Source organism: Rhodococcus sp. NPDC055024 (genome assembly GCF_053608585.1).
This window is the reverse complement of sequence record NZ_JBSGVT010000007.1, coordinates 79,441-94,275: the sequence shown is the minus strand read 5'-3', so window position 1 is coordinate 94,275 and position 14,835 is coordinate 79,441. Positions and strand designations below refer to the sequence as shown.

At 61.7% G+C, this 14,835-nt stretch carries 10 protein-coding genes; 5 read left to right on the top strand and 5 right to left on the bottom strand.

From position 1 onward, the window contains the following. Nucleotides 1-1,194: an MFS transporter gene (locus ACWF6P_RS16395; RefSeq protein WP_452621695.1), complete on the bottom strand. Its 1,194-nt coding sequence runs from the start codon at nucleotides 1,192-1,194 to the stop codon at nucleotides 1-3. Nucleotides 1,195-1,214: 20 nt separating this feature from the next. Further along, the gene (locus ACWF6P_RS16390; protein ID WP_452621694.1) at nucleotides 1,215-2,117 is read right to left on the bottom strand and encodes an NAD(P)-dependent oxidoreductase; all 903 of its coding nucleotides are present in this window, start codon (nucleotides 2,115-2,117) and stop codon (nucleotides 1,215-1,217) included. A 108-nt stretch (nucleotides 2,118-2,225) separates the two neighbouring features. Here ACWF6P_RS16390 and ACWF6P_RS16385 point away from each other — a divergent pair, with 108 nt between their 5' ends. Then, the gene (locus ACWF6P_RS16385) at nucleotides 2,226-2,804 is read left to right on the top strand and encodes a CGNR zinc finger domain-containing protein (protein ID WP_452621693.1); all 579 of its coding nucleotides are present in this window, start codon (nucleotides 2,226-2,228) and stop codon (nucleotides 2,802-2,804) included. A 44-nt stretch (nucleotides 2,805-2,848) separates the two neighbouring features. Here the strand turns inward: ACWF6P_RS16385 and ACWF6P_RS16380 are convergent, their stop codons facing one another. Next, the gene (locus ACWF6P_RS16380; protein WP_452621692.1) at nucleotides 2,849-3,478 is read right to left on the bottom strand and encodes a TMEM175 family protein; all 630 of its coding nucleotides are present in this window, start codon (nucleotides 3,476-3,478) and stop codon (nucleotides 2,849-2,851) included. A gap of 216 nt (nucleotides 3,479-3,694) precedes the next feature. Between ACWF6P_RS16380 and ACWF6P_RS16375 the strand changes: the two genes are divergently transcribed. The 3 genes from ACWF6P_RS16375 to ACWF6P_RS16365 all read left to right on the top strand — a co-directional run bounded on the left by ACWF6P_RS16375 (nucleotide 3,695) and on the right by ACWF6P_RS16365 (nucleotide 7,367). Further along, nucleotides 3,695-4,945, top strand: coding sequence for an MFS transporter (locus ACWF6P_RS16375; RefSeq protein ID WP_378532124.1), 1,251 nt, complete (start codon nucleotides 3,695-3,697; stop codon nucleotides 4,943-4,945). A gap of 16 nt (nucleotides 4,946-4,961) precedes the next feature. After that, nucleotides 4,962-6,650, top strand: coding sequence for an amidohydrolase (locus tag ACWF6P_RS16370; protein ID WP_452621691.1), 1,689 nt, complete (start codon nucleotides 4,962-4,964; stop codon nucleotides 6,648-6,650). Between the two features lie 72 nt (nucleotides 6,651-6,722). After that, nucleotides 6,723-7,367 carry an LppP/LprE family lipoprotein gene (locus tag ACWF6P_RS16365; protein WP_452621690.1) on the top strand — a complete coding sequence of 215 codons (645 nt, stop codon included), beginning with the start codon at nucleotides 6,723-6,725 and terminating at the stop codon, nucleotides 7,365-7,367. Between the two features lie 93 nt (nucleotides 7,368-7,460). Here the strand turns inward: ACWF6P_RS16365 and ACWF6P_RS16360 are convergent, their stop codons facing one another. Beyond that, entirely contained in the window at nucleotides 7,461-10,916 is a 3,456-nt protein-coding gene (locus tag ACWF6P_RS16360) for an indolepyruvate ferredoxin oxidoreductase family protein (protein ID WP_452621689.1), read from the bottom strand. Between the two features lie 321 nt (nucleotides 10,917-11,237). Here ACWF6P_RS16360 and ACWF6P_RS16355 point away from each other — a divergent pair, with 321 nt between their 5' ends. Continuing rightward, the gene (locus ACWF6P_RS16355; protein WP_452621688.1) at nucleotides 11,238-11,993 is read left to right on the top strand and encodes a MerR family transcriptional regulator; all 756 of its coding nucleotides are present in this window, start codon (nucleotides 11,238-11,240) and stop codon (nucleotides 11,991-11,993) included. Between the two features lie 7 nt (nucleotides 11,994-12,000). On the opposite strand, the gene ACWF6P_RS16350 is transcribed toward ACWF6P_RS16355, so the two are convergent. Then, the gene (locus ACWF6P_RS16350) at nucleotides 12,001-14,544 is read right to left on the bottom strand and encodes a response regulator transcription factor (RefSeq protein ID WP_452621687.1); all 2,544 of its coding nucleotides are present in this window, start codon (nucleotides 14,542-14,544) and stop codon (nucleotides 12,001-12,003) included. Nucleotides 14,545-14,835 lie beyond the last annotated feature (291 nt).

Sequence of the window (14,835 nt, the reverse complement as noted above, 5' to 3'; positions counted from 1 at the left end):
TCACAAGCGATGTCCGATTTGTCGGATACTGGCCACAAGAACACCGACCACGATCAGCATCAGCGCCACCAAGGGCAACGCTCCCGCACCCCTGTTCGCCAAGATCAGGCCGCCGACGACGCCACCCGCTGCGATCGCCGAATTGAAGATCGTCACGAAAACCGATTGTGCAGTGTCCACCGCGTCGTCCGTCGTTTCCGCGAGTGCAGTCTGAAGGAGAGTGGGAGCGCCTCCGAATGCCACACCCCATACTGCAACGCTGAGTGCGATCACTGCGAAGTTGTCACCGCCGACACCCAAGGCCGTCAAAGCTGCGGCAAAGACCACCAAGCTCAACACGGTGAGACTTCGCAGCGCCCGGTCGACGAGCACCCCGACCACACCGATGCCCACGAAGGCGAAAAGTCCGAACACGAACAAGACGATTCCCAACCGATCGCCGAAACCGATGCGATCCAGGAACGCCGCCAGATACGTGTACACGATGTTGTGCGCGAGGATCCACAAGAACGCGACAAGGAGAATCGGTCGTACGCCCGGCAAGACCAGGACTTTCCGCACCGACAGCCGCCGATCCGCTTGTTGCCCGGGAAAGTCCGGCATCACTGCGAGTATCCACACCACCAGAAGTAGCGCCGAACCCGACATCAAGGCGAAGACGACGCGCCAATCGGCCAAGGTCCCGAGCCACGCCCCCATCGGAACGCCGATTGCCAACGCAATCGGCTGTCCGACTGAGGCAACCGCAACGGCCCGCCCCTGCAGGTGAGGGGGCGCCATCCTGCGCGCGTACCCGGCAAGCAATCCCCACACCACACCTGCCGCCATGCCCGCCAGGAACCGAACACCCAAGGTGAGAACAAGATTCGACGACAGCGCTGTCACCAGATTGAAGACACCGAACCCTACAATCGCCGACACCAGGACCGCGCGCCGTCGCAATCCCCGCGTCACTGCGATCAGCGGTACAGCCCCGACGACAGAGCCCAACGCGTATGCAGTGACCAATTGCCCGGCGCCGGAGACAGATACGGACAGTCCTGACCCGATCTGCACCAGTAGTCCGGCCGGCATGGTTTCGGTTGTGATCGCGATGAAACCTGCCGTTGCGAGTGCCGACAACCCGGCCAGAGGTAGTGTTCTGACGGAATCGGTCTCCGCCAGTACCGAAGTCACAGTCCCGTCCGAAGTCACAGTCCCGTCCGCGTTCGCGCTCACCTCGTCGGTGTTTCGGGACTGCCTTCGCCCGACTGGCCGGAACGAACCAGTTCTGCAATCGACGCCCAGTCCATCTCGCCCTGACCGTTCACCAGAGCCTGAGTGAGCACGCCTCGAAGTACGCCACCGAACGGCAAATCCAGATTGACGCTGTCGGCGGCGTCGAGCGCAAGCTTCAGATCCTTGAAGCCCAGAGCGGTGGTGAATCCCGCAGGCTCGTACTGACGCGTCGCGACGAGGTTTCCGTAGCTGGAGTAAACCGGCCCCGGAAAGATCGTGGAGGTCAGCAGTTCTACGAGTTGGCTTCCGTCCACACCTGACCTCTCCCCCAATGTGATTGCCTCACCCAAGGATTGAATCGCGGAGAGGATGAGGTAGTTGCCGATGATCTTGACGATGTTGGCCTGCTCCGGACGCTCACCTTGTGGCCAGGTGCGAGCCCCGATGACGTCGAAGAACGGCTGTACTCGTTCGAGAAGGGCACTGTCGCCACCGGCGATGATGTTCAACTGACCAGCCTGAGCAACAGAAACGCGTCCGAACACCGGCGCCGCGATGTAACCGATGCCGTGCTCGGCGTGCAGTGCGGCGGCGCGCTTGGCAAGATCGACGCTGACGGTGGCCATGTTGACGTGCACGGTTCCACTCGGAACGGATGCGAGTAAGGCGGGATCCAGAATGGCCGCAGACACGGCCGAATCATCCGCCAACATCGACAGCACCACACCGGACTCGAATGCCTCGGCAACGGTTTTCGCGCCGGTCGCCCCTTCCTCGACCAGTTCGGTTACCGCTTCAGGGCTGCGATTCCACACCGTCACGTCGAACCCTGCGCCCATCAGATTTCGAGCGATGGGACGACCCATCGCGCCCAAACCGACCACGGAAACAGAAGTCATGGATTTCCCTCTCGAAAGTGTTGAACCATCTAAGACGGTTCAACACTCTCATACAGGTACAGTTGGTGTCGAACCGGTTGAGATGGTTCACCGCAAAGGAGGGCAAAAGTGAACGAAGCAGGAGCTGATGAATCCGCTCGGGACGTCTTTCGACTCGACAACGACACGCTCGCGTTCCGCTTCACCGCCACCCTCACCAATCGGAACGGCTCGAGGTTCGAGCGACTCACGAGCCCGCATCGACTCGAATTATGGTTGCGCGCCAACGATCTGACGAACACCTCGGCACGAGCGACGGCAGACGACCTCCGCGACGCGCAGGATTTACGTGAATCCATTCATCGCATTGGAATCGCCGTGTGCGAGAACCGACAGGCCTCACGCGCCGATGTCGCGATCGTCAACACCGCATCCGAACTCGGCAGCGCCCACCTCGTCCTTCAGAACGGTCGAGCCCTCTGGACATCGACCGGAGACAATCCGATCCGCGACGCCCTGTCGATCGTGGCTGCCGACGCGATCGCGGTACTGGGCGGTCCCGACCGTGACCGCGTCAAAGCATGCCAAGGCGACGGGTGCACCGGCCTCTACGTCGATACCAGTCGCGGCAACAACCGACGCTGGTGCTCGATGAACATCTGCGGAAACAAGGCGAAGAAATCCGCGATGACCGCGCGCGCCGACTAGCTCATTTCACCTTCGCCGCCTCTCGATTTCACCGCTTCTCGATTTCACCGCCTCTCGATTTCACCGCCTCTCGATTTCACCGCCACTCGATCCCACAGCTTTTCGATCGGGGTCGACAAGAGGAGAAGAAGCAACGGGAAGTACGACGTCACCGGGACAAGCACACTGACGAGCAGTGCCACCAGCATTATCAGGAAGGTAACGATCTCGGCCGTGAAATGCGGCTTTGCACTCTCTTCGCTCAACGACGGGTTGCGGACCAGACCCCACGCGACCACCGCCAGGCACGCAGCGCTGGCGGCCATCGTCCCGATGTAGAGAGCCCTGGTTCCCAGGTCCTGAGACGGCGCTGCAACCAGCGCCGTCGGGAAGGGCAAGAACACGATCGTCAGTACCCACAACCCCAGCCCGCGCACGACCACCTTGTCCCCGTCGATCACAAAACGAAGTAGTCGATGCTGCGACCACCACAGCCGGAAGATCACCAGAAAGCTCAGGGCGAAGGAGCAGAATTGCGCCGCGTGCTCGCGCAGCAGCTCGGACGTGGTGCCGTGGTGGTCGCTGGTCAATTCGACCAACGGCAGGACGAGCAGCGTGATCGCGATGGCAACTATCGCGTCGATGAAAGTGACGTAGCGCTCGAAGTAGCGGGTTCGTTCCTCGATCTCAGCCATTGCGGAAGCATAAGCCTCGCAACAAGAAACAGACCGGTGACGCCACTTTGCGGGAGTCGATATCCCGAAACATACAATTAACGAATCAAATTCGTTATACCTCTTGACCGAGCCCTCGGCCGTCCCCATACTTAACGAATCACATTCATTAAGTGACTCGCATCACGCCATCAGGGGTCGGTTCCGCCACCCCCTTCAGGACTTGGGGTTGCCCTAGTGCCAAACAACGCTTCTGCGAATACGAAGTCAGACCGGGTTCCACTCACCACCAACCGCGGTGTTGCCGTCTTCAGCATCGGCGTCATGGGGTTCATCACCGCGAACCTCATCCCATTGATGATCGTGGCAATGGTCGATGACCTCGGTGTCACCGAATCTGCCGCTGGTGCCGTCCTGACCGCGTCGCTGCTGGTCTGCGCGGGCACCTGCCTCGCCACCACGCGGATCGCATCGGGTCCGCGTCGTCACCTGCTCGGCCGCATCAGTCTGATCGCGATGGCGGCTGCATTCGGCGTCGCGGCCATCGCACCGACCACGGCAATCGCGTGTGCGGCGATCATCATCGGCGGCGTCGGCGCTGGTGGCTCCGCATCCGTCGGTGGCGCGGCATTGGCAGCGCTCACGAACCCGGACCGGGTATCAAGCATCAGCGGACTTGTGAATCGGGTCGTCGTCACAGCGGTCCTCGCTCTCATTCCCATCCTCGGCACACATATGACCAACGCCTTCGGCATCGTCGCGGCCCTGGCGCTTGCCACCGCCGCCACGGTGACCTGGTTGCCGTCATCCCCGGTGAAAGAGTCGCCGGAGGCGACGAAGTCCGCCAAGGCGACCACAACTCTCCCCGCCGGGGTCAGCGCGAAACGACTCACTTTTGCCGGGACCGCCTTCCTCGCGATGCTCGCCGTCTGGGCGATCAGCGAGGACTCACTGTGGGCAGTACTCGGCATCATGGGCTCGGAGCACGCCGGACTTTCGGACCAACAGATGGGGCTCGCGCTGAGCGCATCAACGGCAGGTGGTGTCCTCGCGGCAGTTGTCCTGACCGCGCTGGGTTCCCGCGTCAGCCGGACAGTGTCGATCTCGGCACTCCTGATCCTCGGGGCAATTCTGAAGCTGTCGGCTTGCCTCGCAACCGATTCCACGATCTACCTCATCCTGGTGATCGCCTGGAACACAACCTACGCGGCAACGTTCATCGTCTTGGTTGCCATCTCGGCGGCCCTCGACGCCGCCGGCCGATGGTCCGCCCCACTGCTCGGTACCTACCTCATCGGTTCCGCGTTTGCGCCGTTGTTCGGCACTTCGGTGACTGCGAGCCTCGGCTATCCGACCTTCGGAGTCATCATCTCGGGGATCAGCTTCGTCTTGTTGGTCCCGTTCGCCTTGGTATCGCGGCTCTCCGCACGTACCGAGGGTGCGTATCGTCACCACAGTGCCGCCATCACTACTACCGTCATCGCGTAAGGATCACGTAGAAGTCATGAATGACAGCATCACTCACTACCGCAACGGAAAGATCTTCACGGCCGCCGAGGAAGGGTGGGCCGAATCGATAGTCGTCGAGGGCCAACAGCTCAGGTTCGTGGGCGAGACCGTCTATGCCGAAATCCTGGCTCCCGACGCCGAGGTGGTCGACCTCGAAGGTGCGGTCGTGCTCCCCGGTTTTGTCGACGCCCATACACATTTGGTCATGATGGGATTCGCGCTGCAGAAGCTCGATCTCCTCGATGCCACCGATCTTGCCGACATTCAGTCCAGCATCCGGCAATTCGCGGAATCGAACCCGGACGCGCCGCGACTGTTGGGTCGCAGTTGGTTGTTCTCGGCGCTGAACGGAGAGCACCCCACGCGAGAGATGATCGACGCCGTCGTACCCGATCGCCCGGTGTACCTCGACGCCAACGACGTACATTCGGTCTGGGTGAACACCGCAGCACTGCGAGAACTCGGCATCGACGCGGACACTCCCGATCCGATCGGCGGTCGTATCGGCAGAGACCCTGAAACTGGTGAAGCGACTGGAATGCTGTACGAGACGGCCATGATGCTCTATGTCTGGCCGAAACTGGCGGGGCTCGCTTCGGACGAGGACCGGGACGCCGCCCTCGCTCTCGCGTTCCGCCACTATCTCGAGGACGGCGTGACCGGCGCGGTGGACATGGCCCTCGGCGCGGACGAATTGGCTGCGCTGGAAAGAGCTTTGGACGCCGGAAACGGCACTCTGCCGCTACGAGTTGCGGCTCACTGGCTGATGACCCGCGAGGACAACGAGGCCGACAACGTCCGGCAAGTTCACGACGCAATCGAACTCCACGAGCGTGTCCAAGGTCCATGGCTCCGTATCGCCGGAATCAAGATCATCATCGACGGTGTGATCGACAGCTGCACTGCCGCAATGAAAGAACCGTACTCGGACGGCACCAACGCCGAGCCCATCTGGGATCTCGAATCCTTGATCCCCGTCGTGACAGCCGCAGACGCCGCAGGCCTGCAGATCGCGATGCACGCGATCGGCGACGAGGCGTCGGAGATCGGACTGACTGCACTCGAGTACGCGATCGCCGCCAACGGAGACATTCCCCGCAGGCACCGAATGGAACACTTGGAGTCCATCACCCGGGACAACGTCGAAAGGCTTGCCCGCCTGGGAATCATCGCCTCGATGCAACCGGTTCACGCTGACCCTGCAATCCAGGAAAACTGGCAGGCGATGCTCGGCGACTACCGGGTGAATCGCGCGTATCCCTGGCCTGAATTCACCGAGGCCGGAGCGGTTCTGGCGTTGGGTTCGGACGCGCCGACCGCTCCCCACCCGCCGCTGCCGAACATGTTCATAGCCACCACCCGTCGATCCGCAATCGATCCGTCGCTGGCACCCAATCTGCCGAAGTACGCTCTACCTCTCGCGGATGCGCTGGCACACGCAACTCGCGACGCTGCCTACTCGTGCAGGTGGGAAGATGTGACCGGCCAGCTGGTTCGGGGTAATGCAGCCGATTTTGTCGTGCTGAAACAAGATCCGTTCACCGAAGGGGTCGATTCTCTCCTGACCACGGAGATTGCGATGACCGTCGTTGCTGGATCCGTGCGATACGACGCGGCCAGGGCCAAGAGCACCCAAGCACGGAACACCGAGCCCGATAGCCGATCGTTACCAGTTGTTCGATAACGCAAACGCATATCCCGGCGACAGAACGAAGGAGGGACTTGAACACGTGAACCCATACTCTCTGGAGGACGCATGCGCAGGAAAGCTCCGATTTCGGTCGTCGCCGCGGCCATTGCACTGGTGACGGCCACTGCCCTGACGGTCGCCGGTTGCGGGTCGACCGAAGGAACACCTGAAGCGGCGTCGAGTTCAACGGCAGCAAGTTCGACTGCGGCGTCTTCGACTGCAAGCGAATCCGAGACGACGGTAGCGAGTTCTCCCCCGCCACAATCGGACACCCGCACAAGCGCATCCACGACAGCAATCCCCGCTTCGGGTCCCTGTCTCGACGTCGGCTCTCCGCTCGTCACCGATGCCATCAGCACGCTGGGTACCGACGTCAACGGAGGTAACTGGATACCGACATCCTCGAGCGAGGAGCAGGTCGGTAATTGCCCTGACCTACTCTGGGTTTCGGTCGACGGCGACGGCGTGGGCGATGCGACTTACCAGTCACACGTCCTGTTCTTCCACGACGGAATATACCTGGGCACCGCTACCAGTAAGCCGTACTCGTACACACACGTCATCGACAGCAACAAGGATTCCGTATCCGTCCAATACCGTTGGCTGCTGGACGACGACGCGTTCTGCTGCCCCCAAGGAGGACCGAACATCGTGAACTTCACGTGGAACGGCAGCGCCGTGGTTGCCGACGGGCAGTTCCCGCCCTCCTGAACCTGTCCACGTACGATTCGGCTCCGAACACAACTGTGCCCCAGCAACAACGGTTGCTGGGGCACAGTTTCTTCGAGCTACTCGCCGGCGCTCCTACTCACCGACGCCGAGTTCACGCAGGCGAGTCTTGTACAGCTCGATGTTGCCGAGCTTGATGTCCTCGTAGCCACGAACCACGTCCGGCAGCGCCGCGATCTCGACGGCGCGATCGTATCCGTCGGTTGCGAGCGTACGAGAGAGGTCAGCGATCATGGCCTCGTACTCGGCGAGCAGTTCACGCTCGACCTTGCGGACGTGCATGTAGCCGAAGGGATCGAGCTTGGTGCCGCGAAGCTTCTTGCCCTTGGCCAGAACCTTCAGTGCAACATGCGACTTGGGTCCGAGACCGATCTTCTTCTTGCGACCCATCACTCGCAGGATCGGCGGGTGGAGCTTGTAGGTCAGGTTCTCCCCGGCCGGCACCTGAGACTTGACGTCCTCGATGAATGCGGGGTCGACCAGCATACGAGCCACTTCGTACTCGTCCTTGTACGCGGTGAACTTGAACAGGCCGCGGGCAACCGCTTCGCTGAAGTCGGTCCGCTCGGTTGCGGCACGCTCGGCAGTCCAGACTGCCTGGACCTGATCGATGTAACGCTGGGCGATCTTGACGGACTGGAACTCGATGAGCTGCGCAGCACGCAGTTCCACCAGTCGCAGGGTTTCACCGGTGAAGGTGGTTCCGGCGAACATGTGAGCCGGTGCGACAACGGGTTCGCGGACGGACTTGGCCGGCGTGGTGACGGCCGAGAACGCAGCGGTGTCGGCAATTGCTGCGCGACCCCAACGGAATGCCGCGATGTTCGCGTCCACGGCAACGCCGTTGATGCCGATCGCTTCTTCGATGGCCTCGGCCGGCAGACGAAGTCCGCCGCTCTGGTAGGCCGCACCGATCAGCAGGAAGTTGGCAGCTGCGGTGTTACCGAACAGCTCCTGCGCCGCTGCGAGGGCGTCGAAGGAGCGCAGGGTGCGCGACACCTTGTCGAGGCGGGCAAGGAGTGAAGTCTCCTCGGGGTAGCGAACAGCCTTGTCGTAGACCATGTCTCCGGTCGGCGTCTGCGACGTCGACGCGATGGAGACCGTCTTCTCGGAGTTGCCGTAGTCGAGGTTCTTGTTGTCCGTCGCGGTCAGCAGGTCGAATGCGACGATGCAATCCGCACTGCCCGGGGTAAGGCGGTTGGACGGCTCGAGCGCGCTGGAGCTGAAACGCAGGTGCGAGACAACGGGTCCGGCCTTCTGGCTCAGTCCGATCTGGTCAAGGCTCTCCACCTCGAGGCCGGCGCGCAATGCAGCAGTGGCGAGCACCTGGTTGACGGTCACGATGCCGGTTCCGCCGATACCCGCCAGGAAAACGTTCTGCGTGGTGGTGAGCGGGCCGAAATCAGGATCTGCGACGACCGGCGGGACGGGACGTGCGGCCTTGGGAGCCTTCTTGCCCGGTACCAGTTCGACGGTCACGAACGACGGGCAATCGCCATCCATGCAGGTGTAGTCGGTGTTGCAGGACGTCTGATCGATCTTCGTCTTGCGGCCGTACTCGGTGTCCACGGGCTGGACCGAGAGGCAGTTGGACTTGACGCCGCAGTCACCGCACCCCTCGCACACCGCCTCGTTGATGACGACGCGAGTGTTGCGAGTGGGCAGCGTGCCGCGCTTGCGCTGACGACGAGCGTCGGCCGCACAGTGCTGGTCGTAGATCAGCACTGTGACGCCCTTGATCTCGCGAAGCTCCTTCTGGGCCTCGTCGAGGCGATCGCGGTGCCAGAGCTTGGTGCCCTTGGCCAGTGCGCGCTTGTTGTGACGCGAAGGCTCGTCGGCGCAGATGATGATCTGCTTGACGCCCTCGGTGGTCAGCTTGTGGCTGAGTTGAGCAACGGAGAGGGCACCTTCCGCGTCCTGCGCACCGGTCATCGCCACTACCTCGTTGTAGAGCAACTTGTAGGTGATGTTCACGCCTGCAGCGATGCACGCCTGGACAGCCAACTGACCGGAGTGGAAGAAGGTGCCGTCGCCGATGTTCTGGAACAGGTGAGGCACGTCGGTGAACGGTGCCTGCCCGATCCACTGGCTGCCCTCGCCGCCCATCTGCGTCAGACCGGTGACAGCGCTGTCCTCACGGCCGGACATGGTGACGAGTGTGTGGCAACCGATTCCGCCGCCGCCGATGGAACCCTCGGGGATAGCGGTGGAACGGTTGTGGGGGCACCCGCTGCAGAAGTACGCGGTTCGCTTGGCGGAGAGCACGTTCAGCGACAGCGGCGCCGGGAGGGTGCGCTTGAGCTCGACGTGCGGCTTGAGCACGCGACGCAGCGGGGCCAGCAGCCGACCTGCGGTCAACTCACCGCTGGCGGGCATGAGCAGACGGCCCTGGCCGTCACGCTTGCCGATGATGCGTGGGGCATCGTCGGTGCCGTACAGGACTTCCCGGATCTGCGCCTCGATGAACGCGGTCTTGTCCTCGACCACGACGATCTGCTCGAGACCTTCGGCGAACTCGCGAACCTTCTCGCCCACAACGGGATAACACATGCCGATGCGGAGGAGGCGGATACCCGCGCGGTGCAGCGCGGCGTCGTCGACACCGAGGTCTGCCAGCGCTTGGCGAACGGAGTCGAAAGTTGTACCGGTGGCCGCGATACCGATCTTCGCACCGGATGGGTTGACCTCGATGACGTCGAGATTGTTGGCAGTTCCGTACGCGTGCACCAGATCCCATCGCGGGCCGTACAGATCGGCCTCGGCGATGACGCTGTCCGGCGGCGCGGCCATCTGACGCTGCTTGTAGACGAAGGGCTTGCCCTCGAACTGCACCTCCGGAACCACGATGTCGAAGTCCGCGATGCTGCCGTCGATCGTCCAGGCACCGTCGGCGACGTCGGCGACGATCTTGAGCGCCACGACACAACCGGACACACGCGAGAGTGCAACAGCATGCATACCCATCGTGATGATCTCTTCGGCATTGCGCGGGAACAGAACCGGTACACCCATCGCAGCAAGCGAGCGCTCACTGACGGCAGGAACCGTAGACGACTTCGACGCCGGGTCGTCGCCCACCAGGAGGACGACGCCGCCCTTGGGGTTCACGCCGTACATGTTGGCGTGGCGAATGGTGTCGGTAGCGCGGTCGACGCCGGGGCCCTTACCGTACCAGACGCCGGTCACGCCGTCATGGGTCGCGGTTCCTGCAGGGAGGTCCGTCTGGCTTCCCCACACCGCGGTGGCAGCAAGTTCCTCGTTGAAGCCGGGGATGAAGGTGATGTCGTGTTCTGCGAGTACCTTCGGCATGCCGTGAAGCATTTTGTCGACGCCGCCGAGCGGACTGCCCTGGTAACCGGACACGAAGGTGGCAATACGCTTACCTGCCCGAATGTCGCGAACGTGCTGCTCGACGAAGCCGCGTGCAATTGCCTGAACACCGGTCAGCAACACCGGTCCCGATCCCGACCGGTACCGATCATCGAGGTCATAGGGCTTGGTCTGGGCTACGCCCGACACCAGTTCAGTCATCGTGGACCACCGTTCCGTCTGCAGTGCATTTCAACTACCGTGCATTTTCAACAACCGCGTAACTCGATCTGTTCAGATGATCGTGGTCGAGGTATGTGAAAGCGTCAACAGAGTCTTGTTCAACTATTCAAATTGACAATTTGTGAGCCAAATCACGTGACCTAGGTCATCGAATCAATCAGTTGGAGACCCGTTCGTGGCGATACGGCGAAACGGACATAAAACGTTCCCGACAATGCAAACCGAAAACATCCTTGACATTGACGCAACGTCAACTTGCAAGCTGAATGAGCACAACCGATCCGAGAGTAGGAACTACACGTGAGCGAATGGTCCATCCAAGAACTCGCCAAATCCGCCGGTTCCACCAGCAGAACGCTGCGTCACTACGGCGATCTCGGGCTCTTGGAACCGAGCCGCATCGGCGCCAACGGCTACCGCTTCTACGACGAAGACGCCCTGGTGCGGTTGCAGCGCATCCTGCTGCTCCGAGAACTCGGACTCGGATTGCCGGCCATCGCCGAAGTCCTCACCGGTGAACGCGACACGGCCGCCGCGTTGCGTACCCACCTCGAACTTCTCGAGCAAGAGCGCACGCGGATCTCGAGACAGATCGAATCGGTCTACAGGACCTTGGACAAGACGAAGAAAGGTGAATCACTCATGCCGAAAGATGTTTTCGACGGGTTCGACCACACCCGATACAAGGACGAGGTCATCGAGCGTTGGGGCAAGGACGCCTACACGAGAGGGGACAACTGGTGGCGATCGATGCCCGAGCACGACCGGAAAGCGCATCTGCAGAACCAAGCTGACATCGCAGAAGCATTCGGTACCGCACTGACAGCCGGTCTGTCCGCGGATAGCGACGACGTCCAGTCGATTACCCAGAGACAGTTCGAGTGGATAAAAATCGGTTGGCAGGGAAGGACTCCCAGCGCCGATGCCTTCACCAGACTCGGACAGATGTACGTCGACGACCCTCGCTTCACTGCAAACTACGACAAGTACGGCGAAGGCACCGCTGTGCTGGTTCGTGATGCGATGAAGGTCTACGCCGAGCGCAACCTGCAGTAACGGGTAATCAGTCCTGCCCGCTGCCGAGCAGGTTGTGTCGGTGCGCTGCCGCGACGGCCTCTTCGCGGGAATGCGCACCGAGTTTGCGATACAGGGCTCGCAGGTGACTCTTCAACGTGTTGTTGGATACGAACAACTTTCGCGCTATCTCACCGATCGGGATGCCGAGACCGAGTTCCACGAGAACGTCCATCTCCCGCTTCGTCAATTGGACTCGAACGATCACCGCTGGATACATCTGCGGCGCTTCGGATTCGAGAAAGTCTGCGACGGCACTGCTCGACCCCTCGGCCCGCTCCTCGAGTCGCCTGATCAGATCCCGCGGTATCGTCGCCAGCGCCGACAGGACACCCGAGGTTTCGAGCAGTCCGCGAGCCTGCTCCCATGGACGCGCGGCAGCGGCGATTGTGCCCAGTTCGCACAGCGCTACGCATTCTATCAACAGCGATTCGAGACGATTTCTGGTGAGATACTCTCCACTCCAGTCAATTTCACGGCACAATTCCAAAGCCTGTGCCGGCGCTCCGGTCAGTAGATGCGCACGAGCGACAGAAACCGTGACAACAGCAAACGTGTGCGCGGCAGCAACTGCTTCTTCCAGTGCCTTCGTACCCTCCCCGGACGCCAAAAGAAGATCGATGCGTGCTGCGGTGAGAAGTGCGTCACCGAGCGATCGTTCACACGGATTCACGTGCCCATGCGTAGCTACTGCACGCTGCAATGAAATCAGGCCCGAGAACGGGTCTGATTGCAGCAGTGCGAATCTCGTGTACGCGTAGGCGGCAAATGCCCAGAGATCTCCTGGCGGCGTGATCTCGGCGAGCACGTCCATCGCGGCAGCGCCCGCGATCCGGTCCACGCTGTCGTACGCCACGAGTGCACGCGCGATCGCTCCGCCCATGTGCGAAGGTGGCCCCAGCCATCCCGAAACGTCCGGGTGCGCGCTTTCGAGGTGAAGCCACTCTGTCGCGTGTGTGACATCGCCGATCAGTGCAGAGTTGAGCGCAGCGTTGCCTGCGGCGTGCCGCAGGACGAACTCCGGACCGTGCTGCACGGCGCCGTGATACGCGAGCCGCAATTCCACCGCGGCATCACCGAGGTCACCGGTCAACTGGTGCGAGACTCCCCAGATCAGCCGCAGGGCGGGCAGTTGAGACCCCAACGCGCCCAACGATTCGTCGCCGAGTCCGTACACGACGTGCGCCAACTTGCGTGTGATGTCGGTTGAGCGCTTGTACTTTCCGGACGTTCTCAGTACGACGGATTGGACGGTCCCGACGTTCAACAAACTGCATGCTTGCGAACTACCGCCTATTGCGCGCAACTCCGCAGGTTCCGTCGGTAGCGAATCGCCGTTCATCAACTGTGGACGAAGGCGTGATTCGAGTAGGTCACGCCCCACCAGGATCGAGGGGTTCTCGGCCAAGACGTCACTGGGAATCGATTGCAACGCCGTTCGAATCAGTCCAGTGTGATCGACCAAGAGATCGGCCCAGTGCCGTTCGAGTATGTCGAGCGCGCGAAGCCACTGACGACCGTCCATCGCGTAGCGGACCGCACTGGCGAAATCCGAAGTCGCGAGAGCGTGGTCGACGAGCATCGGAAAGGGGTCTTCGAATCTCGCCCCTTGTTCGGACCGTATCCGTATGAGCGCCAGTCGAACTGATGGCGCAAAATACCAGGCCGGCTCCCCGGCGCGGCCGTCCCGGAAGATGAGTCCGAAAGACTCGAGCACGTCGAGTTTGCCCGTCACGTCAAGGTCGTCGGACACGACGGCCGCGATCGCAGGCGTGACCGTGCGCGCTGCGGCGATCGTCGTCGCGAAGTCGAACAGCTCGAGCGCTTTGCCCGATCGAGGAGCGGTCCGACTGACGTAAGCGAGGATCGCCTGGTCCACCCGCTTCTGAACGCGTTCACGCCCGCGATTCGGTTCACTCAGCCCCGCAACCGCGCTCAGAGCAACCTTCATCAGAACAGGGACACCCGCAACGCGTTCGCAGATCGAATGCACGATGCCGGACGGAAGGTGAATCCCGGCGTCCGCAAACAGAATCGTGGACTCGTCGAGTGTGTATCTGAGGTCGTTCATGCATAGGTACTCGTCCACGCGTACACCGTCGAGCAAGTCCGTTGCAGATCGGTCCTGGAGCGTGACAATCACTTTCAACCCGGGCAAGCGCACGATCAGATCCACAAGTTGGTGGCCCACCTCGTCTCCCTCGACCAGGTCGATGCGATTGAACACCAATACGAACGGCACGGCCGAGGAGTGGAGAAGTGATTCGACGGCTCCCACAGGATCGTCGAGTATTTGCGGCGGAGCCTTCAATGATTCCAACGAATCCTGAATCAGGGCGCGCGCCGAGTTCCAGTAGTCGACGGGTGTCATCCGTTTCGACGGTGCCGGCACCCACACAACCGGTCGACTCGGCACCGGCCCCAGAGTTGTCAGCCACAAGGCTGCGAGTTCTGTCTTGCCGAACCCTCGGGGCGAGTCGATGACCGTCAACCCCGCGTGGCGCTCCATCAAAGCGAGGAGGCGAGGGCGCACCGCGGTGGGTCCACGCCCCGCGAGACGCCGATGCAGCGAACCCGTTCCGCGAGGGTTTCGCTTTGCTCGGGATAGCTGCGATCGATTCGAAGGGGTCGTCACGATTGCCGGCCAGTGAGCAGGCGAGGCCCGCCGAATTCGAGATTTCGTTCGAGAACCGAACTCACAGCCTGTCCACCCATAACGAACAACATAGACAGAATCTGCACGACACGCGAGGGCCGTGCGTCTCAAAAAATCGTCCGTTTTGTCTCAATATGTGGGCTCGATCACTATCGGTGATTATTTGCG

Excerpts from the sequence above, each read along its gene's own strand:
- ACWF6P_RS16380 (WP_452621692.1), bottom strand. The coding sequence starts at position 3,478 with ATGGCTGAGATCGAGGAACGAACCCGCTACTTCGAGCGCTACGTCACT.
- ACWF6P_RS16365 (WP_452621690.1), top strand. The coding sequence starts at position 6,723 with ATGCGCAGGAAAGCTCCGATTTCGGTCGTCGCCGCGGCCATTGCACTG.
- ACWF6P_RS16390 (WP_452621694.1), bottom strand. The coding sequence starts at position 2,117 with ATGACTTCTGTTTCCGTGGTCGGTTTGGGCGCGATGGGTCGTCCCATC.
- ACWF6P_RS16360 (WP_452621689.1), bottom strand. The coding sequence starts at position 10,916 with ATGACTGAACTGGTGTCGGGCGTAGCCCAGACCAAGCCCTATGACCTC.
- ACWF6P_RS16370 (WP_452621691.1), top strand. The coding sequence starts at position 4,962 with ATGAATGACAGCATCACTCACTACCGCAACGGAAAGATCTTCACGGCC.